This is a genomic window from Virgibacillus litoralis (assembly GCF_017873675.1).
Lineage (GTDB): Bacteria > Bacillota > Bacilli > Bacillales > Amphibacillaceae > Lentibacillus > Lentibacillus litoralis.
In genome coordinates this window covers 41,933-66,472 of record NZ_JAGGKK010000020.1, presented here as the reverse complement: position 1 = coordinate 66,472, position 24,540 = coordinate 41,933, and the positions used below count along the sequence as shown (strand labels likewise).

Sequence of the window (24,540 nt, the reverse complement as noted above, 5' to 3'; positions counted from 1 at the left end):
ATGCTAAAAGGTATATTAAATTTTACACATCATCTTCTGGAAGAATCCGTAGACAAAGGCGATACAGTTATTGATGCCACTTGCGGAAATGGTCACGACACCCTTTTTCTGACTAAACTAGTTGGAGAAAATGGTCATGTATTTGGTTTTGATATTCAAGATCAAGCAATTACAAATACTAAAAATCGACTTGCCCAAAATAAATCCAGCAATGCGACCATCATAAAAGATAGTCACAGCAATTTTATCCATCACATGTCAGTTGATAAGCTAACCAAACTTGGTGGAGCTATTTTTAATCTTGGCTATTTGCCTGGAAGTGATAAATCCGTCATCACTAGAAGTGAATCCACTATATTAGCTGTTGAAGGGATATTATCCCATATGAAGCAAAATGGGATTGTTGTGCTCGTTGTTTACCACGGACATGAAGGCGGAGAGACAGAAAAGGAACAATTGGTGAGATACGTGCACTTGCTTGATCAAAAATCGTTTCATGTGCTTTACTATGGTTTTATTAACCAGAAAAATGACCCCCCATTTATACTGGCGATTCAAAAGAGAAATTAATATCTGTTTTTTGGCGAAGAAAACCTACAACTAATACAGGCACGCCAGTAAGTGGACCTCAAGTTGTTATAATTATAATTAGGAGGGTTTTCCATGGGCGAACATCGACAAAGATACAGTGAGAAATTCAAGAAAAAAGCCGTTGAGTTTGCACAAGAACAACGGCAAAAGAAGACTATAACGGATATTGCGGATGAGCTGCAGATTCCACTAAGCAGTCTTCATGAATGGATGAAGCACTATCGTGAATTCGAAAATGAGCCTGTAACCGTAGATCGTGTCAAGCAACTGGAACAACAGTTAGAAGAGAAAGAACACGAATTGAAAATGAAAGATAAGAAATTAACAGAATCAGAAGAGGAACTAGCCATCTTAAAAAAGGCGGAACACTTCTTCAGCAAACAAAAGCCATAAGGTTCGAATTTAATCATTGGTCGGAATTCTCAGTGATAATTCCTTATTTTACATCTATCAAAGTAAAGTGTGTCCGCCTAGAAAACTTGGCTTATCGCCAAGCCTTAATATAGATAAGCCTTAATTGCACTAGCAGCAAGAAAGAAGTTATACTTCCTTATCTGCTAAAATAAACCCCGGGAAATTAATCCCGGGGTTGTCTAAATTTATAATATAATTTGGTATTCCAATGAAAAAAACGAGCACTTATACCACTTATATGCAACAGTTCTTCAGTCATTTGCACTCCATCCATAAGCTTTTTCACCTTAGGATCTCCTAAATACAAACCAACAAGACCCTGATGAACCATTTCATGGAAATCCGAATTTGGAAGAGACTGAACGTGTTTATCGGCCTGTTCTATAAAATAGACAAAACGCTTCTTCATTTGCTCATAATTGTTATAGTAACTGCAGAAATTCAGATCTCCTTCAAGATTATCTTCCTCTTGGTCAATGTAATAATCCAACAAAATATGTAAACCTTGGACATATGGGAAGTAACTATTATAAATATTGCCGGCAAGCTCTTTACTCATGTTACCACCTAACGTATAGCTTACGAGACAAAAAATGCCTAAAGTAGACCCTGCTGAAGCAGAAAATTCATACCAGCTTAACGTATTCACCCTATTTGCTTCATACCAATTCTTCAATCGGGAAATACGCTCATCTTCCTTTACGTGTTTATGTACTTGAAGGTCACCATATAATTGTTCGAGTTTCAGGATATAATCACGAATAACCTCATAGTCATTCATATTCCGAAAAATCTTTTGGCAGGTTCGTACGAGGTCTGCTAAATACTCCCCGTCAACTTGGTCTGTGCGAAGTTCATAATAATTTTTTATTGAATTCCCTGGGCTTAAAGCATCAATCATTGCTTGGTGCAGTAAACGAAAGTCATCAGGATCCATCGAAGTACTTCGGTCACAAAGGTTGTCCAAATAATCACTAATCGTTTGATAAGCAACAATAAAACGAATAGCTTCTTGCCATTTATACCCAGCTAGCAATGCATAAACAGCACCACCAAGGCAATGAAATCGCTTTGATTTAATACTCGCAAGCGCTTGTGTTCGTAACTCTTGATTTGGAATTTCATTTGCTCGTTTTTGCCAAAAAGCTAATTCAGTATTCACTGCTGGGAAGATCTTTCGATAGACCGTTGCCATTAGAGTTAATGGTGTTTTTGGTATTCTGTACCCCAACTAAGTTCCTCCGTTCCCAAGACAATAATCCGATAATTTTGCTATACTACCTATATCACCATAATTTTTAGGGGGATTCAAATGATACATTCATATAAAAACCATAAACCTGAAATTCATGACTCCGTTTTTATTGCAAATGATGCTACTGTCATCGGTGACGTGATCATCGGCGAGCAATCAAATGTGTGGTTCAACACTGTTATTCGCGGAGATGTCGCCCCTACACGTATCGGAAAGCGAGTGAGCATTCAGGATCTTTCTATGATTCATCAAAGTCCTAACATGCCTGTTACAGTAGAAGATGATGTAACAGTTGGTCATCAGGTAACATTGCATGCTTGTACGATCCGTAATAAATCTCTTATTGGGATGGGGTCTGTGATACTTGATGGTGCAGAAATAGGTGAACACGCCTTTATTGGTGCTGGAAGTCTTGTACCACCAGGGAAAAAAATCCCGCCACATTCGTTGGCTCTAGGAAGACCAGCTAAAGTTGTTCGTACTCTTACGGATAAGGATTATGATGAAATGGAGCGGGTAAGAACATCATATGTTGAGAAAGGTCAATACTACAAAGAAAATACTAACCTTAATTTGGACTTCTAAAGGCTTTATTTTTAACAACATTCAACCGATATAATATAAAGTATACTATATTGTGTTGTATTGGAGTCTGTAAAAAATGCACCTTATATTATTTATTCTTTCCTGTATTATAGCACTTATTTTTACCCTTTTAAGTAATAAAGTTACGATAAAATGGGTGAAGACGTCATTCAAACTTTATGGAATTGTTTTTACGATAACAGCTATATCCATAGGTGCAATGTATATAAATGAAAATAAGATGGTTCTGTTAACAGCTGCGAATGGGTTAATCAATCAACCTGCCGCAAAAATATCGCACCCCACTGAACCTTTACTATCTCAGTTCAGTGTTAACAGGAGTGCTCATCTTAAGGCACCACATCTAAAGCAATTACCAGAGCTTCCCCGTGGCTGTGAAGTTACAAGTCTTGCTATGCTTCTGCAATATAGCGATGTTAGTGTTAGTAAGCTTGAATTAGCAAAACAGGTCAAAAAAGATAAAACGCGATATAAACGAACCAATAAAGGAGTGTATTTTGGAAATCCTAATAATGGCTTTGTTGGAGATATGTATTCATTTATTAAACATGGCTTAGGCGTATATCATGGACCAATTGCCAGTTTAGCCGCGCAATATATTGGTGCTGAGCGTGTTTATGATTTCACCGGTAAAGACTTCTCACAAATTATAAACCAGCTAAACCAGAACAGGCCAGTTTGGGTTATTATTAATACTTCTTATAAAAAGCTTCCCAAAAGCCAATTCACAACTTGGCAAACAAAAGATGGACCTATTGATATCACTATGAAGGAACATTCTGTTTTAATTACAGGATATGACCAAGAGTTTATTTATTTTAATGATCCATTAAATAAAACAAAAAAAGCTCCAATAGAAGAGTTTGAAGCTGCATGGAAACAAATGGGGAAACAGGCGATAACGGTTTACTAAACCAGATGCCTGTTTCCCTTTTTAGCCTAACGATTTTGTTTTTGAAAGTAATTCAATAGCTTCATCTGGTTTACTTAACTCATTAATGTCAAACTTATTCTCTACATTAATTTGATGCCAAAGCATGAACATTAGTACTGTCCATATTTTTCGACTGTAATCACCTTTTCCCAGACAATGAGCGTCAAGCAAATTAAGAATGTAGGACTTATACAACAAATGATCGGTTTGACTCTCCTGTATTAATTTTCTTGCCCAACCATTAAGCTCGTTTTTTAGCCAATGCCGAATAGGAACTGGGAAACCAAGCTTTTTACGATCAATAACATGGTCCGGAATAATTCCACGGAAAGCTTCGCGTAAAATGTTCTTTGTTGTTCCGTTTGCAATTTTCATAGCAACAGGTATTTCACTTGCGACCCGGTAAACTTCCTTATCCAAAAATGGCACACGAAGCTCCAAAGAATTTGCCATTGTCATTTTATCTGCTTTTAGTAGGATATCACCACGCATCCAGGTATGAATATCAACATATTGCATTTGGTCCACAAGTGGAATATCGTGCACACGGTCATATAACTTTTCTGTAATCTGTTGATATGATGTATTTTCGCTATACACTTTTAGAATCTGGTTTTTTTCTTTATCCTCAAACATTTTCGCATTTCCAATGTATCGTTCGCAAAGTGGTGTTGTTCCACGTTCCAGAAAGCTTTTTCCTCGTACACCCTCAGGCAATACATCCGCTACTCTTGCCAATAGACTTTTGGCTGGAGTGGGTATAGAATTAAACATCTTTAACGATTCAGGCTCCCGGTAAATATTGTATCCGCCAAATAATTCATCTGCACCTTCTCCTGATAATGTAACAGTAACGTGTTTGCTTGCTTCCCGAGCTAAGAAATACAACGGTACACATGATGGATCTGCTAATGGATCATCCATATGCCACATAATTTTTGGGAGTTTCTCGACATACTCTTCTGGTGAAATAATATAAGATATATTTTCAACGTTTAATTTGTCCGCTGTTTCTTTAGCAACATCAATCTCCGAATAACCATCACGTTCAAAGCCGACAGAAAATGTCTTGATGTTTGGATTAATTCGTTTTGCCATTGCTACGATTATCGTTGAATCGATACCACCAGATAAAAAGGAACCTACTGGTACATCACTTCGCATATGCTTACTGACAGAGTCATACATGACGTCCTGAATTCGTTTAACCCAATCCTTTTTCTCCATTAATATGGGGTTAAATGTAGCAGACCAATATTGTTTAAAAGCAATTGGACCATTAGGTTTTTTAACAAAATAATAACCTGGTTCAACTTTATTAATCCCTGCTGTCATTGTCATTGGCTCTGGTGCAAACTGGAAACTTAAATAATGCTGTAACGCTTCATTATTTACCTCTTCATCTTCCATCATTAATGTAATACTCTTCTTCTCTGAGGCAAATACGATTCCCTCCGCCATCTCGTGGTAAAATAACGGCTTAATACCAAATGGATCACGGGCACCGTAAAATGTTTCCTGCTCTTTGTCCCAAATCAAGATGGAGAACATACCTCTGAGGAATTGAAATGCATCCTCCTTATGCTTCGAAAATAATGCTGCAATTACTTCCGTATCAGACTCTGTTGTGAATTCATATCCCTCAGCCTGTAAGTCGTTCCTTAGTTCCACGTAATTGTATATCTCACCATTGAAAACAAGCCACATTTTTTCATCATCATAGCTTAAAGGCTGCGCACCGTATTCTATATCTATTATACTTAACCTACGAAATCCAAAAGAAACGAACTCATCGTGAAAATACCCTTCATCATCAGGACCTCTATGAGACATAATATTATTTTGTTCTCTAAAGAGACTTTTATATACATCGTTTGGTTTGCCAGGATTATTACGTAGAATTCCAATAAAGCCACACATTGTTTATCCCTCTTTCTTGTAAAGTTTCTTATGATAGTCTTTGCCGAATTTAAAATGTGTTTACTTATTAAAAGCATTTCCATTTCAAAATTTATTAGACAAAATTAGTATTAGTTAACGATCTCAAAGCTTTTCAGCATGTAATCAAATCTTGCACCATGGCCTTCAGCTGCCTCTAAGAAATAACTTTGCTTAATAACAAACACCTGATTATTTTTTGTTTCTGTTATATAATATTTTTCAATTGGTGTGTCCCACTGCTGTCCTGTTTTGCCAGCCTCATTCGTATATCCTGGACCAATCCCCCTGATCACGACACCATTAATAGGGGTATTAACTTGTTCTTCCTGTCTCAATTCCATTTTGTTGTCAGCCAAGGAGTTCTTAATGGATTCGACCATCTCTTCAGTGGTTGCTTCCTTACGCACGATTTCCATTGAAACTTCCGGATACCTGTCTGCCAGTTCCTGCTCAGGTACAATGCGGTCACCGCTATCTCCTTCAACCATCTTATAGCGCGAATCATCAATATAGATAACATAACGGAGCTCTTCATTTGCTTCTAACTGTACGTCGGTATCCTCCTTATGCCCTTCAATTTCAATCTCCTGCTCCTTCTCCTCAACAAACATATCCTTCAGACTTTGTATCATGGCCTGACCTGGATCTGTCATTCCGAAAACAGCAATTGCGACGATTGCAGCAGCAGTTAGTCCGGAGATAATGCCTCTCTTCTTCCCTTTCTTTTTACGGAAGCCCTGAGAAGGAAATAGTTCTTTGTTAATTTTATTCCATGTATCATTCTTTAATTCCGTAGCTGAATTTGTATCTTTTTTTAATTCATCTTCAATTTTTTTGTCCAGCTCTTTTTCATTCATCCTTCATCCCTCCCATCGCAACTTTTAACCGCTGTCTTCCTTTATAAAGTCTTGACTTTATCGTATTTACATTTGCACCGAACATTTCGGCAATTTCCTTCTCGGTAAAGCCATTCAAGTACTTTAATGTCAGGATAGTCCGATCCTTATCATCTAGTTCATCCAGCCCCAGTTCCAACTCATCAAACTGCCTGTCTTTCTCGGCATTACGGTTTAACTGGTCCAATAACCGGTCCGATTCAATATTTATTGCTTGTTTAGACCTTTTTGATAAATAACTCCTGCTTTCATTTATTAATATTTGATAAAACCACGGTTTAAATGGTCTCTTCACATCAAAAGTTTCAATATTACGGTAAATTTTAATAAATGTCTCTTGAACAATATCTGACGCATCGCTACTATTTTTTGTGATCGAGTAAGCGGTTCGAAGTGCATAGTCCGCGTATTTTTCATATAAACGCTTAAAGGCTTGCTGATCACCTTTTTTTATTTTTTTAATAAGTTTGGACTCGTTCACATTCAATGACTTACACACTCCCTTCAAAACGTTCCTACTCTATATACGAGTGAAATCAATGAAAAGTTTTCGTCAAATAAAAAAAGATATTGCATGAGCAATATCTTTTTTTACCTATTATTTTTTTACTAAAGCTTGTAACTCTTCTACTTTATCTGTTTTTTCCCAAGGGAATAGGATGTCTGTTCTTCCAAAATGCCCGTATGCTGCAGTATTTCTAAATATCGGTCTCTGTAAGTCAAGCATTCGAATAATACCGGCTGGACGCAAATCAAATAACTTGCGAACCGCTGTAACCAAAGCTTCTTCACTCACCACACCAGTTCCAAAAGTATCGATTGCAATGGATACCGGTTCAGCAACTCCGATTGCGTATGCTACTTGAACTTCACACGTTTTTGCAAGATCAGCAGCTACTATGTTTTTGGCTACATAACGAGCTGCATATGCGCCGGAACGATCTACCTTCGTGGAGTCCTTTCCGCTGAATGCACCACCGCCATGGCGTGCATAGCCGCCATATGTGTCTACAATTATTTTACGACCTGTCAAGCCCGCATCCCCTTGTGGGCCACCAATAACAAAGCGACCTGTCGGGTTAATGAAATATTTTGTTGATTCATTCAGCAGATTCGCTGGTACAACGGGACGAATTACATGTTCGATCAAATCTTTCTCTATTTGTTCTGAAGCAATATCCTGATGATGCTGCGTTGAAATAACAATAGTATCCACTTTTACAGGATTATCATGTTCATCATACTCGATAGTCACCTGTGTCTTGCCATCGGGACGCAGGTAATCCAATATATTCTCTTTACGTGCATCCGCTAACCGCTTTGCTAATTTATGTGCCAGCGAAATTGCTAAAGGCATTAATTCCTCTGTTTCATTACAGGCAAAGCCAAACATAAGCCCTTGGTCACCAGCTCCAATTGAAGCGATTTCCTCATCACTCATTTTACCTTGACGCGATTCTAAGGCATTGTCCACTCCACCAGCAATATCAGCAGACTGTTCATCGATTGCAGTAAGTACTGCACATGTATCAGCATCAAAACCAAATTTTGCCCGCGTATACCCAATATCTTTAATTGTTCGACGTACAATAGCAGGAATATCTACGTATGTAGAAGTAGTAATCTCTCCTGATACTAAGACTAATCCTGTTGTCACAGTTGTTTCACATGCTACCCTGGCATTTGGATCACTTGATAAAATTTCATCTAAAATTGCATCTGATATCTGATCACAGATTTTATCCGGATGTCCTTCCGTTACAGATTCAGATGTAAATAACCGACGATTCGAAGCCATTTGGCTAAATCCTCCCCTAAGCTTATGGTACGGAACTCTATCTTTTCAGTATTTGTTCATCTTTAAAATATGTTTAAAAAAACAAAAAACCTTTCCTGCATCATGAGGAAAGGAATAGTGGCCTTTCGCTCTTATTGTTCAAGGACAAATCCTTGCATCAGATTAGCACCTTTTCACAATGTGACGGTTGCTGGGCTTCACAGGGTCTGTCCCTCCACCAACTCTGAATAAGAGAGTATCCGTTCGTGAATTATCCTATCGAAATAGCCTTGCGATGTCAACTATTTGCTAGTTACATACACGATTGTCACGAAAATTTCATATAAATAATCACATTATTAGTATGGACTATTTTGATTAATGTGTTATACTAATGATTAGATTTAGATAATTTGATAATTGAACGTTATCGCCTTTCTATACAAATCCATCAAAAAGGTAGGTATTACAAATGAAAACGGTGGAACAATCACTATTTTTAAAAGATTTACTTTCGCATAATAATTTACAAAAAAACCTTGCTGTACCTAAGTTAGTTGAAAAGATTTTATCGCGTAAAGAAGGTACTCTAACTGCAACAGGAGCAGTTTGTGCAACTACCGGTGAATATACCGGCCGTTCCCCTAAGGACAAATTCATTGTACGTGACGATATTTGTGAAGAATTTATCGACTGGGGTCTGGTGAATCAAGCAATAGATGAAGCGTCATTCGAAAGACTTTACGAGAAAGTAATCACCTATTTAAAGAACAAGGAAGAGCTATTTCAATTTAAAGGATATGCTGGTGCTGATGAAAAGTACCGCTTGCCCATTGAGGTTATAAACGAATATGCATGGCATAATTTATTTGCTCGCCAATTATTCATTACGCCGACAGATGAAGAATTAAAGACCCATCAATCCGAATTCACTGTTGTGTCTGCTCCTACATACAAAGCAGATCCAGAGGTGGATGGAACAAATTCTGAAACGTTTATCCTGATATCGTTTAAAAAACGAATCATTTTAATTGGTGGTACCGAGTATGCTGGTGAAATTAAGAAATCCATTTTTTCGATAATGAATTACCTATTGCCACAACGCGACATTTTATCCATGCATTGCTCAGCGAATGTTGGCCAGGAAGGTGATGTTGCATTATTCTTCGGGCTATCCGGGACAGGTAAAACAACATTATCTGCTGATCCATACCGCCGTTTAATTGGCGATGATGAACATGGATGGAGTCCAAATGGTGTTTTTAACATAGAAGGTGGCTGCTACGCAAAATGTATCAATCTGTCTCAGGATAAAGAACCACAAATTTACAATGCTATTCGGTTTGGTTCAGTACTTGAAAATGTAATTCTTGAAGAAGAGTCACGCTTACCTGATTATGATGACACATCATTAACCGAAAACACACGAGCAGCATATCCACTTGAAAATATTGATAATATTACTTCACCAAGTATTGCTGGTCACCCTAACACTATAATTTTTCTAACAGCTGATGCATCCGGAACATTGCCGCCAATCAGCAAATTAACGAAAGAACAGGCAATGTATCACTTTTTAAGTGGGTATACCAGCAAACTTGCTGGAACAGAACGAGGCGTAACAGAGCCACAAGCAACTTTCTCAGCATGTTTTGGCTCACCGTTTCTGCCCTTAGCACCATCAACATATGCAAAAATGCTTGGCGATAAAATAGACCAATATAACTCTAATGTATTTTTGGTTAACACTGGTTGGACTGGTGGTTCCTATGGAATTGGAAAACGTATGAAACTGTCATACACAAGGGCAATGATACATGCAGCGTTAGAAGGAGAACTCAATACAGTTGAAACTACCCACGATGATGTTTTTGGCCTTACAATTCCAATGCATGTACCTGGCGTACCTGATGAAGTACTTGTACCAAAGAATACGTGGGAAGATAAATCTGCGTATGATCTGGAAGCAAAAGCACTTGCAATGAAATTTCATGAAAACTTTAAGAAATTTAAGTTAGCAAGTAACGAAATTAAGGAAGCAGGTCCTTTATACAGGCCTGAATAACTATGGTTTCCTCATCCCAAAAGGATTTTAATATATGAAGGAAAAACTTTGACAGCACATGCTGGCAACCGTTCTCATTTTTTGAGGGCGGTTTTTTTTGCTATTTCCTCCTAATAATATAGGCATTCACACAATTTTTTTAAATCGCATAGGCTATGATGACAAAATATAACCTGGAATTTGTAAATCCCAAATGAATATATCGATATATGTTAATGTTTTTTGCTTATAGTTGAGAAGCCAACGTGCAGTTAGAATAGCTGAGTTTAAACTTCACAATTCAGCTCAGGAGGGAAGCCCATGACTTTTCTTACCTTAGATCGCGTTTCACACTATTACTTTTCAAAAAAAAATTATACAAAAACGCTCGACAATATATCATTTTCTGTTAAAGAGGGGGAAATTGTTACCCTTTTAGGTCCCGATGGCTGCGGAAAGTCAACGATACTATCAATAATTGCTGGAATTATCAAGCAAACAACTGGAGACGTGTTAATACAACAGCAGCCAATCAATAAATCTGAATCGTCAATAGGCTATATGCTAAAACAAGATTCTTTATTCCCTTGGAAAACAATAATAGATAACGTACTTATTGGGCCAAAAATTGGTAAAAATCAAACAGAAGCAATAATAGGTGAAGCATCCCATCTTTTAAAAGAAGCTGGATTAATAAATGTAACGCATTTATATCCAATTTCCTTATCAAACGGAATGCGTCAGCGGGTTGCTCTTATTCGTACCTTAATAACTGATCCAAAAATTATATTATTAGATGAACCATTTTCAATACTCGACTATCAAACTAAGGTAAAGCTGGAAGATTTAATGTTACGGTTTCTTAAAATGTACAACAAAACAACAATACTGGTAACCCATGATATTGGTGAAGCTATTGCTATGAGTGACCGTATAATTCTAATGGATGCAAATACTAGATCTATTGAAAAAACATTCGAAGTCCCTTTGGAATTACGAGATGAAGCACCATTTTCAGTAAGAAAACATCCAAAGTACCAGCTTTTATTCGAAAAAATCTGGGAAGAGTTAGAAGTAAACATGTCAAAAGCGAAGATAGTGGGTCAACTAAATGAAGCTTGAATCAGATCATCAACTTCATAACAACTATAAAAACCAACAAAATCATGAAGGAAAGATCATCTTTTTGTGGCAATTAATGATACTAGTCTCCTTTATCGCTCTTTGGGAAATTTCTAGCAAAATGTATTGGGTAAATCCATTGTTATTTAGTTCCCCTTCAGAAATTTCAAGCATGTTACTGAAGATGTTTTCAGATGGATCAATAACCACCCACATACAGGTTACTTTGCTTGAAACAGTTTTAGGCTTTCTAATAGGAACCATAGCAGGGAATATATTCGCTGTTATTTTATGGTCATCATTAAGGCTTTCAAGAATATTGGATCCCTACTTAGTAATATTAAATGCAATGCCTAAGGTCGCCCTTGCCCCGATCATCATTATGGCAATAGGTCCTGGCTATGTATCCATAATTGCAATGGGAGCAATAATATCTGCAATTATTACCACGCTTGTTGTATATACTGCATTTCGAGATGTAGATTCAAACTATGAAAAAGTCTTAAAAAGCTTTGGAGCTAATAGAAGACAGATTTTTAGGGAAGCCGTATTCCCGGCCGCATTACCTTCAGTGATTTCGATTATGAAAGTAACGATAGGACTATCCTGGGTGGGAGTAATCGTTGGAGAGTTCCTAACCTCAAAAGAAGGATTAGGATACTTAATCATTCATGGCTTTAAAGTGTTTGACTTTCCGCTCGTCATCTCCAGCCTAGTAATGATTGCCATATGCGCTGCAATTATGTACAAAATTGTAGAATATGTAGAGAAATGGTTATTTAAGATTTCAAACTAAAAAATCGCCCATTACAGGCGTTTTTTTAGTAATCCTATATTTATAAACTCCATACAGTAGGATAAAACTCCATCTTTCATAATAAAACTATACAATTTATTCTGCCTGACATTCTCTGGAACCTTTTTTAACATAACAGGTCCTTCTGTTTCATAATATGTGTCTTGAGGAATAAGTTCTTTGATTTCAGCAAAGTAGACATTTTTAATTATGTTGCCACCTTTACCTGCAACATAATATTGTCCAATATACCTTATTGAATCAATAGTTCCTCCAGTTTCTTCCATGACCTCTCGAACAGCAGCTTCCTGTGCGGTTTCACCCTTTTCTACTTTCCCACCTGGAAATTCCAATCCACGGTCCTTATGTCTCGTTAGCAGCCAATCATCATTGAATTTACAAATAACCCACACATGTTTCGGTTTATTTGAAAAAGGGTGGTCATCAAATGATAGCTTTACTTCATTATGGTAATAATCTTTGAATGTATACATTATTTCAACTGCTTTCATATTCGACTATAGAATTAATGTTCGATGCCTGTTATTTTCCATCCATCATTATATGTGAATTCGATTTTCACCATATACGACCCATTTAAATCAGATTTATTTTCCTGTACAACTTCAATTACATTACTTTCTTTTTGTATCATATCATAGTCATTTTTTTTGTTAAACCAAGGCGGTGTTTCAGTGGGTATTATATATAATCCACTTGGCTGACTCTTGTAATAATAATCAACATATTCAGCCGCTACATTATTGGTGGTTACTTTTTCAAACTCCTTCAGCAACTCGTTCTTCGTATCAAAATTGACCACTTTGTTATTACTGTCAACATCCTGTACGAGTATTTTCATAAACTGATTTGTAAGGGAGACAATCCGTTCATGAGAAAGCTTCTTTTCAAAATTTTCCTTTTTTAATGTCTGTGCACTTACCTTAGAATTTTCATGGTTATTATTATATTCAACTGTTGATGCAGTTTGAACTTCGGTTGTTTGGATCATAAAAAATAATGGCAAAATAATAGTACAACTGATAACCCACTTAAAATATTTAAGGTATATGTTTTTTTTCATGTTTTTCGCTCCCTTCTTACTTATATAAGAACATCCTGTTATACTATTCCTTTTTTTCTGGTCCTATAAACTTCTTCTTAGAAAACTTGGCATTCGCCAAGCCTTTGGGCGAATTGCCTTAGTTGCACTTATGCAGTACTTTCTTATCTGCCAAAAAAAAAACAGGAATAAGAGGGGTACTCTTATTCCGTTTTCCAAATCACTCGTGTCCATCTGAGAGAACACCCATACTATCTATATGGTTTTTGGTAGTCTCATCGCCCAAATCATAGATCATTTGAAAAGCTTCTGTTATGCCTATATCATAATCATCGTTCGAGCTGTCATTATGATATGGCATAATAGGCACATGTGATCGAAAGAATGAACGATAATCAGCGTTATACATGTCATCCATTTTATCGCGTAAGACACGTACCTCGTCCTCTGTTGCATGAATTACAAACTCGTCATTATTATCGTATTTTATTTGAGATATTTCCTGACTTCCCAAGTTAATATAAAATTTCTTTTTTTCCATACAGCACCTCCTGCTCATAATTTGCCTCAAATGCATTGGATAAATGTATGGATAAATTAAAAAACCCATCAATCTGCGAAGACTGATGGGTTACTTTACGATTTTATTCAGTTAATTGCTGATTGCGATGCTCCTGCTCCATTAGCATAAATACATCGCCCTCTTCCATGCGGAATACACATTGGTGTACCAAACATAGGGTCAAATGTCACATCACACTTCATTTGGAAAACTTCATGAACTAGTTTACATGTAACAATTTCTTCTGGTTTACCTTGGGCAAACACCTGTTTATCTCTAATTGCGACAATATGATGGGCATAACGGCAGGCAAGGTTTAAATCATGCAGTACCATTACAATCGTACGCCCGTCTTTTTCATTGAGCTCGAACAATAAGTCAAGTACGTCAATTTGATGTGTCATGTCCAAGTATGTTGTAGGTTCATCTAACAATATTGTATCCGTTTCCTGTGCCAAAGTCATTGCAATCCATGCTCGCTGACGTTGACCTCCAGATAACGAATCAACTGAGCGATCCTTAAACTCCATCATATTGGTAGCTTCAAGTGCATTATTAACAGCATTTTCATCATCATTAGACCATTGTTTTAGGAAACCGCGATATGGATGTCTTCCTTGCTTAACGAGTTCCATTACTGATAATCCTTCTGGTGTTACTGGTCCCTGCGGCAAAATGGAAAGCTTTTTAGCGACATCCTTCGTTCCCATTTTAGCAATATGTTCACCATCTAACACAACATCCCCACTTTTGGGTTTAAGTAAACGAGCTAATGAGCGTAACAAAGTAGATTTCCCGCAGCCATTTCCACCAATTAAAACAGTAATTTCACCTTTAGGTATTGTTATATTTAAATCATCTATTATTATGTCTTCACCGTAGCCAAGTGTTAAGTCCTTCGCTGTCAACGTTTGCATTGGAATCTCTCCCCACGTCTGCATTCTTTCACTAAAAAGCATATACAACTATTTTAGAATGTACATGCACAGTTTTTCACATTACATTGTATATACAGTTTATTTGGTTTTAGGATATAAGTCAATGACTTTGAGAATCATTTTCAATGAAAATTCATATTTTCAAACAAATTGTTGTTAAGATGCCACTTTTTCACTCCGGCCTTCGATTGTATAAGTAAGAAGGACATCCTCTGTAAGTAAGTATTGGTTTTTCTACAAGCCATTGTTTATTTCTAATAGCTGTTGATAAAATAATCGCTATTAGCTTTCATCTGATTAGTGGACACAGGAGCTGCTATTTCGGTTAAAAAGTGCTTTTTGTGGGATTCGCGGACGCAGAAGCGCTTATTTAACATATATCCAAGTGAAATAGGAGTAATTATAGCAAATAAGGTATCTGGTGTCCGCTTAAACCTTTATATTGCTTGTTTTCCATACAATAAGGTCCCTCATGTCCCCAAATTACTAATAAGCAATGCTTTTTGTATCTGTACGGAAAATTAATTCAGCACATTATACGAATCACTCACGGCAGTTATTTTCGTTTATGGTCATACGACATTTGATGTTGTTTGTATTATTTTTTTTAAAATAATACTTTGTGTTACTACATTCGATTCTCAAGCCAAAAAAGTGGCAACAAAATATCGACAATCTAGCGGAAATTAAAAATTACTGTGTTAACCGCTGTGGTGCTGTATTAAGGAAGTCTATTCTTAGAAAACTAGGCAATCACCAAGCTTCGATAGTGAATGCCTTCGCTGTACAAATGCAGTAAGAAAATAATCGCTATGCTAGCGCAGGTAAACTATAACAATTTATTTTTCACAATTTTATTTGACGCATTTCTCGGAAGCTTATCAATAAAATGAATCTCTTTTGGCAGCTTGTATTTAGCAAGTTTCTGACTGGCAAATTCCAGTAAAACTTCAGCCGAAACAGATTTATCATTTGTAACAACAAATGCGATGGGAACCTGTCCCCACCTATCATCGTTTCTTCCGACAACACCTACTTCCTGGACTGCATCCATCTCAGACAGGACGCTCTCGATTTCAGTGGGATATATATTTTCGCCACCAGATATTATAAGATCTTTTCGTCGATCGACAACATATAAAAAACCATCATCATCAAGATAACCCAGGTCACCAGTAGCTAGCCATCCATCATTTAGCGTTTTTTCTGTTGCTGCTTCATTCTTAAAATAACCACTTGTAACCATTGGGCCCTTTACGAATATCTCACCAATTGATTTATCTAGTGCATCAATTTTCAACTGGGCTGGGAATAATGGCTTCCCAGAAGAACCTATCTTGTCCAAAGCATCATTTGGGCTTAAAGTTACAATTTGTGATGACGTTTCTGTCATACCGTAAGATTGGAACACAGGGACATTACGAAACTTCGCCTGTTCCAAGAGTGACTTTGGCGCTGGTCCGCCTCCTAGCAACACACAACGGAAGGTATCTGGAAAGAGATTGTCACCAAGGTACTCAACAAGTTCCCTTAGCATAAGTGTAACAACAGAAACAATTGTCACACCTTTTGACATAATCGCATCATGTACACTTCTCTTATCGTATTTATCAACTAAGTAAACAGGCATCCCATAAATAACGCTTTTAACAAAAATAGACAGACCACCAACATGAAAAATAGGTAATGCATTAAGCCACTTGTCGTTATTATTTAGGCCCAGATTCAACATAGAACCTATTGCACTCCACCAGTGATTTCCATAAGTATGAACTACACCTTTTGGGAATCCTGTGGTACCTGATGTATAAATAATAGTGAATCTGTCACCTAAGTTAATTTCCTTTCGCAACTCAACTATCTTTTCCTGAAGCGAGTTAACTTTAGAAAATGTATATACCGGTACACTGAAATTTGTATTATTATTTTCAGCCAATACATGTGAAACTTCTGCATCGCTGATTTGATATGCTAATTCCTTTTCAGTTAAGCGAGTATTCAGCATGACCGCAACAGCCCCAAGATAACTTAGTGCATGTATTGCAATTACCATATCAACATTATTGTTAGATAAAATAGCAACATGTGATCCTTGTTTAATATCTAATTGTGCTAGTTTTTGAGCAAAATGTTGGCTTTTTTCCTTTAGTTCCAAAAAAGTTAAGGAAGTTTCATTTTCCAGTTCAATTGCAGTTTGATCTGGAGCAATATTTGCTTGTTTTGTCAGCCAATGTGGAATGGTTTCAGGCATAATGCTGACCTCCTCATTCAGTAAATGAAAAACCTTTGCCTATCATAAGCAAAGGTCTCTCTTTTTAAAAAATATTTAAAATCACGGGAAGCGTGGAAATTGCTTAAAGTCTGGTTTTCTTTTCTCTTTAAATGCATCGCGTCCTTCTTTTGCTTCCTCAGTTGTATAGTAAAGAAGTGTTGCGTCTCCACCCATTTGCTGTAAACCAGCTAATCCATCTGTATCGGCATTAAATGATGCCTTTAGGAAACGAAGAGCTGTTGGTGATTTTTCAAGCATTTCTTCACACCATTGAAGCGTTTCATCCTCTAGCTTGTCCAGCGGGACTACAGTATTTACCATGCCCATTTGAAATGCTTCTTCGGCACTATATTGACGGCATAAATACCAGATTTCGCGTGCACGCTTATGACCAACCATACGTGCTAAATAACCTGCTCCATATCCAGCGTCAAAGCTGCCTACTTTTGGACCAGTTTGACCGAACACTGCATTATCTGCAGCGATTGTCAGGTCACATACAACATGCAGTACATGGCCACCGCCAATAGCATAACCAGATACCATTGCCACAACTGGTTTTGGAATCGTACGGATTAACCTTTGTAAATCAAGAACATTCAAACGCGGCACCTGGTCATCACCAACATAGCCACCATGTCCTCTCACTGATTGGTCTCCACCAGAACAAAATGCTTTATCGCCAGCACCAGCCAAAATAACAACACCGATTGATGAATCATCACGTGCGTCAACAAAAGCGTCGATCATTTCATTTACCGTTAGTGGTGTAAATGCATTGTGTTTTTCGGGACGATTCATCGTTACCTTTGCAACACCATCATACTTTTCATACGTAATTTCTTTATACTCTCTAACTTCTTCCCATTGTACAGTCATTGTTTTCCTCCTTTAAAAATAACTATGTAGTTTACTACTACCATATTGAATTATAAAACTCATTTACTATTTTACCAAAAATTCCTGGCTGTTCCACGTGAATTGCATGACCGGCATTTTCAACAATCACCAGTTTACTTGATGAAATGCGTTCTGACATCAATTTATTTATATCAATAAATTTCTGATCGTATGCACCAACAATTAAAAGTACAGGAATAGTAATATCTTGTAATTGATCCCACCAGGATGGCTGCTTGCCTGTCCCCATATAGCGGAGTGAGTAAGCCAGACCTTCCGCAGATTGTGCTAATCTTTCATCACGGATCTGATTTTGAATATTGTTTGGCAGACTTTTCTGTGTCTTAAAAAGATGGATATTTTCCCAGAACTCTACGAATGACTCAATCCCATTCTGTTCAATACGTCTGGCAAGTTTTTCATCATGATTAACACGGCTCTTCCGTTCATCATCTGAATTTAAGCCAGGTGAAGCACTTTCCAGCGTTAATGATTTAATTCGCTCCGGATAAAGCATTGCGATAGATAATGCCGTCCTTCCACCCATAGAATAGCCTGCAAGATGAACTTTTTCCAGCTTTAAGTAATTTAATAAATGTATTAAGTCAGAGCAACATTCTTCCATTGTTCTTGGTGTACCTAAAGTTGTTTTTCCGTGTCCTGGAAGATCAACGGTAAGGATCTGATAATGATCCTGCCAGTCATTTATAAAAGAAGTCCAAGTAGCAGCTGTACCTGTGAAACCGTGCAATAACACTACTGTCTCCTTACCTTGACCATCTATTTCATACCAATATGATGCATCATTTACTTTAAAATACACAGAATCATCCTTTAATTCAACAGTTCATTCTCGATTGCCTGCCATTTGCTTCGATGCCATTCCATATTTACGGTTCTGTCAGTCTTCACTTCAATCACCGACAGTCCTTGACTCTCATAGCTAGACTGCAGCGCTTCTCTTAACTCTGAATCGCTATTGACCCCAACATAGCTTCCACCATACATTTCAACTATATGTTGAAAGTTAACGTCCATTGGGGTGCCAAACAGAGCCTCAAAATGATCCTTGTAATTTACTTGGGGCAAAAAAGAAAAGATGCCACCACCATTGTTATTAATTAAAAGGATAGTTATGTTTAACTTATATTGCTTTGCAGCTAATAACCCATTTGAATCATGGAAAAATGATAAATCGCCAAGTAACAATGTAACCGGATCACCTGTTGAAGCTGCACCTAATCCGCTTGACACCATTCCGTCAATCCCATTAGCACCACGATTGGCAAGTATATTTAATCTTTTAGGTGTTGTCACAAAAAACGTATCCACATCCCTAATGGACATACTGTTACCGACATACAAGCTGCTCTCATCGGGAATAGCATCCATTAGAACTCTGGTAGCGTCTCCTTCTGTAAGCATAACTGAATCATCTTGTCCCAGGAGATGTTTTTTGGCAACCTGATTCATAGATTGCCATTTTTCCAGCCATTTCTCATCAAACATTAAATTTGCAGCAGCCAAATCATTGCACAGTAAATCCGGTTCAGCATAAATAAATTCAGTTCGATTGCCCGCTGGTTCACGATAACTCGCTTCACTTTCCACGATATACTGAGAAATTTCACTATGTTCTTTTACATAAAAGAGATAGGCTTTAGACACGGGCATGGCCCCAAAACGAATAATAAAGTCAGGCTTCAATTGTTTACGAATCGAATCATTTCGTAATATTGCATCATAACCCTCAATCACCTGATCTTTATGATGCTGACCAGACCTCACCTGTGACAGCGGGTCAGCCAGGATAGGAACTTGCCATGATGCAGCAAGCTGTACGACTGCCTCAGCAAACTCCTTATCGAGTTGTGGGCCACAAACAATTAACCCTTTTTGATGTGTCTGTAATTTCTGGATTAGTTGATTCAACTGATCCAGATGTAACCTTCTCTCTCCATTAAATACAGGATAATATGCTTGATCACCCTGCTGTCCCCACAAATCAGATACGGTAAAATCTGGAATTAATGGTTCACGCAACGGAAAATTCAAATGAACCGGACCCGCATTACCATCTGTAGCGGTATTTACTGCACGTGATGCTTTACTTCTAGCATATTCCAGCATTTTAGAATCAGCTTCAGGTAATGCCATTTCGTGAAACCATTTAGCATAATACCCATACAAGCCGATCTGTTCAATCGATTGTGGTGCTCCTACATCCCGTAATTCATGTGGGCGGTCAGCCGTTAATACAACTAAAGGAACGCGCCCATAATGTGCTTCCACAATAGCTGGATAATAATTTGCTGCAGCAGTACCAGATGTACAAATAATTGCTACAGCTCGATTTTTCTTTTTGGCTAATCCTAATGCAAAAAAAGCAGCCGAACGTTCATCAATAATTACCCACTGGTTTATATCAGGATGTTCTGTCACTGTCATTGCCAATGGTGTCGACCTGGAACCAGGTGAGATCACCACATCGGTCAACCCGCTTTGAACGAGCTCATCTACAAAGTTTGCAATATATCGTGTTAATACTTCTGTATAATCCATCATTAGCCCCCTAAAACGGACAGCATTGGCAGAAACTTAATATTTGTTTCTTCATATTCAGCTTGTGGATCTGAATCCTTCACAACACCACACCCTGCGAACAGTGATGCTTCATCACCTTGAATCAGACCAGATCTGATTGCAACAGCAAATTCGCCATTCTGGTTAGAATCCAGCCAACCAATTGGTGCGCCATACCAGCCACGATCCAGCTGTTCCTGTTCACGAATAAACTTAAGTGATTCTTCGCGCGGAACACCTCCTAAGGCTGGTGTTGGGTGCAGTTGTTTAATAATATCAAAAATGCTGTATCCCTTCTTTAAGGTAGCAGTGACTGGAGTATATAAATGCTGTAAATTTTTAAGCGGATAAATCACAGGGTCCTCTGGAATTTGAATAGAAGTGCAATAAAGTTCCATTGCATTTTTTATCATATTTACAACAAAATCATGCTCACTGCGATTTTTCCCATCCTGTAAAAGATTATTGCTGATCTTTCTATCTTCCTCTTTTGTCATTCCTCTTGGTGCAGTTCCAGCTAAACAAGTTGAAAGTAATTGTTGATTTTTCAGCTTTACCAACCTTTCTGGTGAAGCTCCGACAAAACAATCTCCATCACGTTCAAATGCAAAGACAAAACTGTTTGACTGTGAAGTTATAAATTGATCTAAAACAGCAGTAATAGATGCATCGTCCTTCAGCTTAATTCTTACTTCACGAGCAAGCACTATTTTCTCAGCTTCATCTTGGTTAATTTTTTCAGTTGCACGTTCAACGGTATCCATCCATTGCTGCGGTGCAATTTCATTCTTTGAATGGATTCTAGCTTGTGCTGGAAGAGTTGTTGAATAAGACATTAATGTTTCTTCAGCGTGTTTAATTCCATTTGCTAACTGCCTGGAATGATCAGCCTGATTCACTTGCACATTTGTCGTCATAAAATACTTTCCTTCATTTACAGTCAGGATAAACTTTGGTATCGTAAACGAACTATGACCGAACTTCTTCCATAAATCAGACTTTCGAATGCTTGGATCAAAAGACATACCGCCCATAGTAACCATGCCTGTTCCAGGAACCTTGTAGGGATTATGAATAATTGCATCTTCTAATAGTTTCTCCCATTGTTTTTCCGTATTTTGAAAACGGTATTCATTAGCACCAATATGAAACGCACTTCCGACACCCACTAAATAAAATTGTTCTGAAGTGCTTGTCCAAAAAGTACGATCCATTCCTAATTCTTTAGCAGATTCAAAAAACCGAAGTGGGTTTGTCTCATTTATTTCTTTCGTCATACTTATTATTTGTGTCTTATTATTTGATTTAGCTTGATCGACCGCTTCTTCGAGTAGCGACTCAATCAGCTCTTCTTTAATTTCTATCATCAACCTTAACCTCCGTAACTTTAAACAATCACAAAGTACCATATCTATTTTATTCTCTTTTTGCCTGATTCTCAAGGATTGACTTTTATTATGGCGCTTAAATGAAATATTTCCAATTGACACCCCTTGCTGAATTGCCTAAACTATATATGTTAATGTGATATTAGTTGTACTTTTCCAGTAAGAAGTTTTCTTACTGCGAACAAACAGGGGAGAGAACATCCGTGGAATCATCAAATAATTCTACTATCAAACAGGAACTTAATGAAAAAAGCGGTTTCCAGATATGGTGGAGGCTGTTACGTCCGCATACACTAACAGCTTCTTTTGTTCCGGTTTTTGTCGGAACAATGCTGGCACTTATTGATCATGGGATAAATATCTTCTTATTTTTAGCAATGCTGCTGGCATCTATGTTAATTCAATCCGCTACAAATATGTTTAATGAATACTATGACTTCGCCCGTGGGCTGGATAATGAAGAGTCTGTCGGTATTGGTGGCACAATCGTTCGTGATGGTGTTTCGCCCAAAACCGTATTACGATTGGCGCTTACTTTCTTCGGAGTCGCCATTTTGCTAGGTGTATATATTTGTATTGAGTCAAGCTGGTGGATAGCTGTCATTGGATTAGTATGTATGCTTTTTGGCTACTTATATACAGGCGGGCCATTACCAATTGCATATACTCCATTAGGTGAAATCTTTTCAGGCTTCCTAATGGGAACGGTAATTATCGGAATAAGTTATTTCATCCAAACACAAACACTTACAAGCACAGTAATTTGGGTTTCAGTCCCAATCGCTATTTTTATTGGCGCGATTATGATGTCCAATAACATCCGTGATTTAGATGGAGACAAAGAAAATGGCCGGAAAACGATTGCAATTTTACTTGGAAGAAAAAATGCTATCCGGTGCTTAGCTATATTATTTACTGTAGCTTTTGTGCTGACAACAGTTTACATTATTGTCGGGATGCTTCCAATTTGGTCTGCGATTGCGCTATTAGGAATTTTTAAAGCAATTGATGTTGTCAAAAAATTCCAGGGTAAATCCCAACCAATTGAGATGTTGCCAGCAATGGTTGCAACTGGAAAGACGAATACCATTTATGGTTTTCTTCTTGGTATATCTTTATTAATCAGTAATTTTATCTAAAAAGGAGCTTTTAAATGGATCTATCAAACACTCTAATGGAATCACTTGGTATAGAAGTTTCATCTCTTGATAAAAATCTGGTTACCATGACAATGCCGGTTGACCATCGCACACATCAGCCAGCAGGTTTTTTGCATGGTGGTGCAAACGTAGCATTGGCAGAATCCGCAGCAAGTATTGGTGCATATATGAATGTAACCCCCGAAGAATTTAATGTGTTTGGAATTGAAATAAATGCTAACCATGTTAAAAGCAAGCGTGAAGGAATTGTTACAGCAAAAGGAACTCCAGTACACATTGGAAAAACAACGATGGTCTGGGAAATTAACATCGTTGATGAAAATGATGATCTTATATGTATCTCAAGATGCACAATTGGGGTAGTGCCTAAGAAAAGCGATTAGATAAAGTGACTGCAAACAGGCAGTCACTTTTATTTTGGTAATCGTTTTGCTTTTCATATATAAAAATGAGAGTGCCACCTGTGACACTCTCATAAAGCTAAGCTAAATTGGCTTGTTTTTGCTCAATCCATCTTTTCATTTTTATAAATAAAGGTACAAATAACAAACCTACTATAATTCCTTTAATAATATTAAATGGTAACACACCAAGCGATACCGCTATCCATTTTGCGCTCTGACTCATATCCTCCCACCCCATAAACCATGCATATGCAGGCAGGATGACAAGATAATTTAGTATGCTCATTCCAATTGCCATAATAACTGTTCCTGTTATCAAACCGGAAATAATACTTTTAACACCTTTATATCTATGATAAAGCATCGCAACAGGTACAATAAACATTACTCCTGCCAGGAAGTTTGCAATTATACCAATCGGATCACCGGCACCAGAAACGACTAGATAGAGCATGTTCTTTATTGCTTCTACCGCTACTCCGGCCATTGGTGTAAAGATTAAAGCAGCGATTAATGCAGGTACCTCACTGAAATCTATTTTCAGATATGGTGGTAAAAACGGTAATGGAAAATTCAAGAAAAAAAGTACCAGTGAAATTGTTCCCAATAATGCTAGAATAATAAGTTTTAGTAATTTTGATGAATGCTTATTAGTTGTGGTTTGCATCATCAACTCTCCTCCCTCATCTTTAATCGATTCACATCTGTCTTGTGATGAAGGGTAAGCCTATCCCGTTTTATATTTTTAAAATGCACATTAGAAAACTTGGCATTCGCCAAGCCTTAATATAGATAAGCCTTAGTTGCACTTATGCAGTAAGAAAGGATTTATACTTTCTTAACTGCTAAAAAACATAAAAAACCCTAAAACCTAATCGGGGCTTCAGGGTATAT

The 24,540-nt window shown here is 37.4% G+C and carries 24 protein-coding genes and 1 riboswitch; of the genes, 9 read left to right on the top strand and 15 right to left on the bottom strand.

What is annotated here, in order from left to right:
* Entirely contained in the window at window positions 1-570 is a 570-nt protein-coding gene (gene mnmM / locus J2Z82_RS16015; RefSeq protein ID WP_209481825.1) for a tRNA 5-(aminomethyl)-2-thiouridylate-methyltransferase MnmM, read from the top strand.
* Between the two features lie 93 nt (window positions 571-663).
* Entirely contained in the window at window positions 664-984 is a 321-nt protein-coding gene (locus tag J2Z82_RS16010) for a transposase (protein WP_209481824.1), read from the top strand.
* A 184-nt stretch (window positions 985-1,168) separates the two neighbouring features.
* On the opposite strand, the gene J2Z82_RS16005 is transcribed toward J2Z82_RS16010, so the two are convergent.
* Window positions 1,169-2,236, bottom strand: a complete 1,068-nt coding sequence (locus J2Z82_RS16005) for a tetraprenyl-beta-curcumene synthase family protein (protein WP_280923007.1) — start codon at window positions 2,234-2,236, stop codon at window positions 1,169-1,171.
* Window positions 2,237-2,317: 81 nt separating this feature from the next.
* Here J2Z82_RS16005 and J2Z82_RS16000 point away from each other — a divergent pair, with 81 nt between their 5' ends.
* Both J2Z82_RS16000 and J2Z82_RS15995 read left to right on the top strand, forming a co-directional pair.
* Window positions 2,318-2,845 (top strand): gamma carbonic anhydrase, encoded by a 528-nt coding sequence (locus J2Z82_RS16000; protein ID WP_209481823.1) that lies wholly within the window; start codon window positions 2,318-2,320, stop codon window positions 2,843-2,845.
* Between the two features lie 76 nt (window positions 2,846-2,921).
* Window positions 2,922-3,779: a C39 family peptidase gene (locus J2Z82_RS15995; RefSeq protein ID WP_245251750.1), complete on the top strand. Its 858-nt coding sequence runs from the start codon at window positions 2,922-2,924 to the stop codon at window positions 3,777-3,779.
* A gap of 21 nt (window positions 3,780-3,800) precedes the next feature.
* On the opposite strand, the gene asnB is transcribed toward J2Z82_RS15995, so the two are convergent.
* From asnB to metK, 4 genes are all read right to left on the bottom strand, one after another.
* Entirely contained in the window at window positions 3,801-5,720 is a 1,920-nt protein-coding gene (gene asnB, locus J2Z82_RS15990) for an asparagine synthase (glutamine-hydrolyzing) (protein ID WP_209481822.1), read from the bottom strand.
* Between the two features lie 110 nt (window positions 5,721-5,830).
* Complete coding sequence (locus J2Z82_RS15985) at window positions 5,831-6,598, bottom strand: hypothetical protein (RefSeq protein WP_209481821.1); 768 nt, start codon at window positions 6,596-6,598, stop codon at window positions 5,831-5,833.
* Window positions 6,591-7,118 carry an RNA polymerase sigma factor gene (locus J2Z82_RS15980; RefSeq protein ID WP_342453654.1) on the bottom strand — a complete coding sequence of 176 codons (528 nt, stop codon included), beginning with the start codon at window positions 7,116-7,118 and terminating at the stop codon, window positions 6,591-6,593. The genes J2Z82_RS15985 and J2Z82_RS15980 overlap by 8 nt, the downstream gene beginning before the upstream one ends.
* 117 nt (window positions 7,119-7,235) lie before the next feature.
* Window positions 7,236-8,435, bottom strand: a complete 1,200-nt coding sequence (gene metK, locus J2Z82_RS15975) for a methionine adenosyltransferase (protein WP_209481819.1) — start codon at window positions 8,433-8,435, stop codon at window positions 7,236-7,238.
* Window positions 8,436-8,563: 128 nt separating this feature from the next.
* A riboswitch (SAM riboswitch) is annotated at window positions 8,564-8,669 on the bottom strand.
* A 217-nt stretch (window positions 8,670-8,886) separates the two neighbouring features.
* Here metK and pckA point away from each other — a divergent pair.
* The 3 genes from pckA to J2Z82_RS15960 all read left to right on the top strand — a co-directional run bounded on the left by pckA (window position 8,887) and on the right by J2Z82_RS15960 (window position 12,376).
* Window positions 8,887-10,479: a phosphoenolpyruvate carboxykinase (ATP) gene (gene pckA, locus J2Z82_RS15970; RefSeq protein ID WP_209481818.1), complete on the top strand. Its 1,593-nt coding sequence runs from the start codon at window positions 8,887-8,889 to the stop codon at window positions 10,477-10,479.
* A gap of 300 nt (window positions 10,480-10,779) precedes the next feature.
* Window positions 10,780-11,580 carry an ABC transporter ATP-binding protein gene (locus J2Z82_RS15965; RefSeq protein ID WP_209481817.1) on the top strand — a complete coding sequence of 267 codons (801 nt, stop codon included), beginning with the start codon at window positions 10,780-10,782 and terminating at the stop codon, window positions 11,578-11,580.
* Window positions 11,570-12,376 (top strand): ABC transporter permease, encoded by an 807-nt coding sequence (locus J2Z82_RS15960; protein WP_209481815.1) that lies wholly within the window; start codon window positions 11,570-11,572, stop codon window positions 12,374-12,376. Before J2Z82_RS15965 ends, J2Z82_RS15960 begins: the two co-directional genes overlap by 11 nt.
* Window positions 12,377-12,387: 11 nt before the next feature.
* On the opposite strand, the gene ytkD is transcribed toward J2Z82_RS15960, so the two are convergent.
* The 9 genes from ytkD to J2Z82_RS15915 all read right to left on the bottom strand — a co-directional run bounded on the left by ytkD (window position 12,388) and on the right by J2Z82_RS15915 (window position 22,061).
* Window positions 12,388-12,870 (bottom strand): RNA deprotection pyrophosphohydrolase, encoded by a 483-nt coding sequence (gene ytkD / locus J2Z82_RS15955; RefSeq protein WP_209481814.1) that lies wholly within the window; start codon window positions 12,868-12,870, stop codon window positions 12,388-12,390.
* Window positions 12,871-12,902: 32 nt separating this feature from the next.
* Window positions 12,903-13,460, bottom strand: a complete 558-nt coding sequence (locus J2Z82_RS15950; protein ID WP_209481813.1) for a hypothetical protein — start codon at window positions 13,458-13,460, stop codon at window positions 12,903-12,905.
* A gap of 199 nt (window positions 13,461-13,659) precedes the next feature.
* Window positions 13,660-13,980, bottom strand: a complete 321-nt coding sequence (locus tag J2Z82_RS15945; RefSeq protein ID WP_209481812.1) for a hydrolase — start codon at window positions 13,978-13,980, stop codon at window positions 13,660-13,662.
* 107 nt (window positions 13,981-14,087) lie between these two features.
* Window positions 14,088-14,918: an ABC transporter ATP-binding protein gene (locus J2Z82_RS15940; protein WP_092492166.1), complete on the bottom strand. Its 831-nt coding sequence runs from the start codon at window positions 14,916-14,918 to the stop codon at window positions 14,088-14,090.
* Between the two features lie 850 nt (window positions 14,919-15,768).
* On the bottom strand, window positions 15,769-17,190 hold the full coding sequence (locus J2Z82_RS15935; RefSeq protein ID WP_209481811.1) for an o-succinylbenzoate--CoA ligase: 1,422 nt from the start codon (window positions 17,188-17,190) through the stop codon (window positions 15,769-15,771).
* Window positions 17,191-17,271: 81 nt separating this feature from the next.
* Window positions 17,272-18,090, bottom strand: coding sequence for a 1,4-dihydroxy-2-naphthoyl-CoA synthase (gene menB / locus J2Z82_RS15930; RefSeq protein WP_092492164.1), 819 nt, complete (start codon window positions 18,088-18,090; stop codon window positions 17,272-17,274).
* Window positions 18,091-18,127: 37 nt separating this feature from the next.
* Window positions 18,128-18,934, bottom strand: coding sequence for a 2-succinyl-6-hydroxy-2,4-cyclohexadiene-1-carboxylate synthase (menH, locus tag J2Z82_RS15925; RefSeq protein ID WP_209481810.1), 807 nt, complete (start codon window positions 18,932-18,934; stop codon window positions 18,128-18,130).
* Between the two features lie 11 nt (window positions 18,935-18,945).
* Window positions 18,946-20,673 carry a 2-succinyl-5-enolpyruvyl-6-hydroxy-3-cyclohexene-1-carboxylic-acid synthase gene (gene menD / locus J2Z82_RS15920; protein ID WP_209481809.1) on the bottom strand — a complete coding sequence of 576 codons (1,728 nt, stop codon included), beginning with the start codon at window positions 20,671-20,673 and terminating at the stop codon, window positions 18,946-18,948.
* A gap of 2 nt (window positions 20,674-20,675) precedes the next feature.
* Window positions 20,676-22,061: an isochorismate synthase gene (locus tag J2Z82_RS15915; protein ID WP_209481808.1), complete on the bottom strand. Its 1,386-nt coding sequence runs from the start codon at window positions 22,059-22,061 to the stop codon at window positions 20,676-20,678.
* A 224-nt stretch (window positions 22,062-22,285) separates the two neighbouring features.
* Between J2Z82_RS15915 and J2Z82_RS15910 the strand changes: the two genes are divergently transcribed.
* Together J2Z82_RS15910 and J2Z82_RS15905 are read left to right on the top strand one after the other, a co-directional pair.
* Window positions 22,286-23,221 (top strand): 1,4-dihydroxy-2-naphthoate polyprenyltransferase, encoded by a 936-nt coding sequence (locus J2Z82_RS15910; RefSeq protein ID WP_209481807.1) that lies wholly within the window; start codon window positions 22,286-22,288, stop codon window positions 23,219-23,221.
* Between the two features lie 14 nt (window positions 23,222-23,235).
* The gene (locus tag J2Z82_RS15905) at window positions 23,236-23,625 is read left to right on the top strand and encodes a hotdog fold thioesterase (protein WP_209481806.1); all 390 of its coding nucleotides are present in this window, start codon (window positions 23,236-23,238) and stop codon (window positions 23,623-23,625) included.
* A 97-nt stretch (window positions 23,626-23,722) separates the two neighbouring features.
* On the opposite strand, the gene J2Z82_RS15900 is transcribed toward J2Z82_RS15905, so the two are convergent.
* Window positions 23,723-24,316: an ECF transporter S component gene (locus J2Z82_RS15900; protein ID WP_280923006.1), complete on the bottom strand. Its 594-nt coding sequence runs from the start codon at window positions 24,314-24,316 to the stop codon at window positions 23,723-23,725.
* Window positions 24,317-24,540 lie beyond the last annotated feature (224 nt).

Coding starts and splice junctions, on each gene's coding strand:
- mnmM (WP_209481825.1), top strand. CDS start 1: ATGCTAAAAGGTATATTAAATTTTACACATCATCTTCTGGAAGAATCC.
- J2Z82_RS16010 (WP_209481824.1), top strand. CDS start 664: ATGGGCGAACATCGACAAAGATACAGTGAGAAATTCAAGAAAAAAGCC.
- J2Z82_RS16000 (WP_209481823.1), top strand. CDS start 2,318: ATGATACATTCATATAAAAACCATAAACCTGAAATTCATGACTCCGTT.
- J2Z82_RS15995 (WP_245251750.1), top strand. CDS start 2,922: ATGCACCTTATATTATTTATTCTTTCCTGTATTATAGCACTTATTTTT.
- asnB (WP_209481822.1), bottom strand. CDS start 5,720: ATGTGTGGCTTTATTGGAATTCTACGTAATAATCCTGGCAAACCAAAC.
- J2Z82_RS15985 (WP_209481821.1), bottom strand. CDS start 6,598: ATGAATGAAAAAGAGCTGGACAAAAAAATTGAAGATGAATTAAAAAAA.
- metK (WP_209481819.1), bottom strand. CDS start 8,435: ATGGCTTCGAATCGTCGGTTATTTACATCTGAATCTGTAACGGAAGGA.
- pckA (WP_209481818.1), top strand. CDS start 8,887: ATGAAAACGGTGGAACAATCACTATTTTTAAAAGATTTACTTTCGCAT.
- J2Z82_RS15965 (WP_209481817.1), top strand. CDS start 10,780: ATGACTTTTCTTACCTTAGATCGCGTTTCACACTATTACTTTTCAAAA.
- J2Z82_RS15960 (WP_209481815.1), top strand. CDS start 11,570: ATGAAGCTTGAATCAGATCATCAACTTCATAACAACTATAAAAACCAA.
- ytkD (WP_209481814.1), bottom strand. CDS start 12,870: ATGTATACATTCAAAGATTATTACCATAATGAAGTAAAGCTATCATTT.
- J2Z82_RS15950 (WP_209481813.1), bottom strand. CDS start 13,460: ATGAAAAAAAACATATACCTTAAATATTTTAAGTGGGTTATCAGTTGT.
- J2Z82_RS15945 (WP_209481812.1), bottom strand. CDS start 13,980: ATGGAAAAAAAGAAATTTTATATTAACTTGGGAAGTCAGGAAATATCT.
- J2Z82_RS15940 (WP_092492166.1), bottom strand. CDS start 14,918: ATGCAAACGTTGACAGCGAAGGACTTAACACTTGGCTACGGTGAAGAC.
- J2Z82_RS15935 (WP_209481811.1), bottom strand. CDS start 17,190: ATGCCTGAAACCATTCCACATTGGCTGACAAAACAAGCAAATATTGCT.
- menB (WP_092492164.1), bottom strand. CDS start 18,090: ATGACTGTACAATGGGAAGAAGTTAGAGAGTATAAAGAAATTACGTAT.
- menD (WP_209481809.1), bottom strand. CDS start 20,673: ATGGATTATACAGAAGTATTAACACGATATATTGCAAACTTTGTAGAT.
- J2Z82_RS15915 (WP_209481808.1), bottom strand. CDS start 22,061: ATGATAGAAATTAAAGAAGAGCTGATTGAGTCGCTACTCGAAGAAGCG.
- J2Z82_RS15905 (WP_209481806.1), top strand. CDS start 23,236: ATGGATCTATCAAACACTCTAATGGAATCACTTGGTATAGAAGTTTCA.
- J2Z82_RS15900 (WP_280923006.1), bottom strand. CDS start 24,316: ATGATGCAAACCACAACTAATAAGCATTCATCAAAATTACTAAAACTT.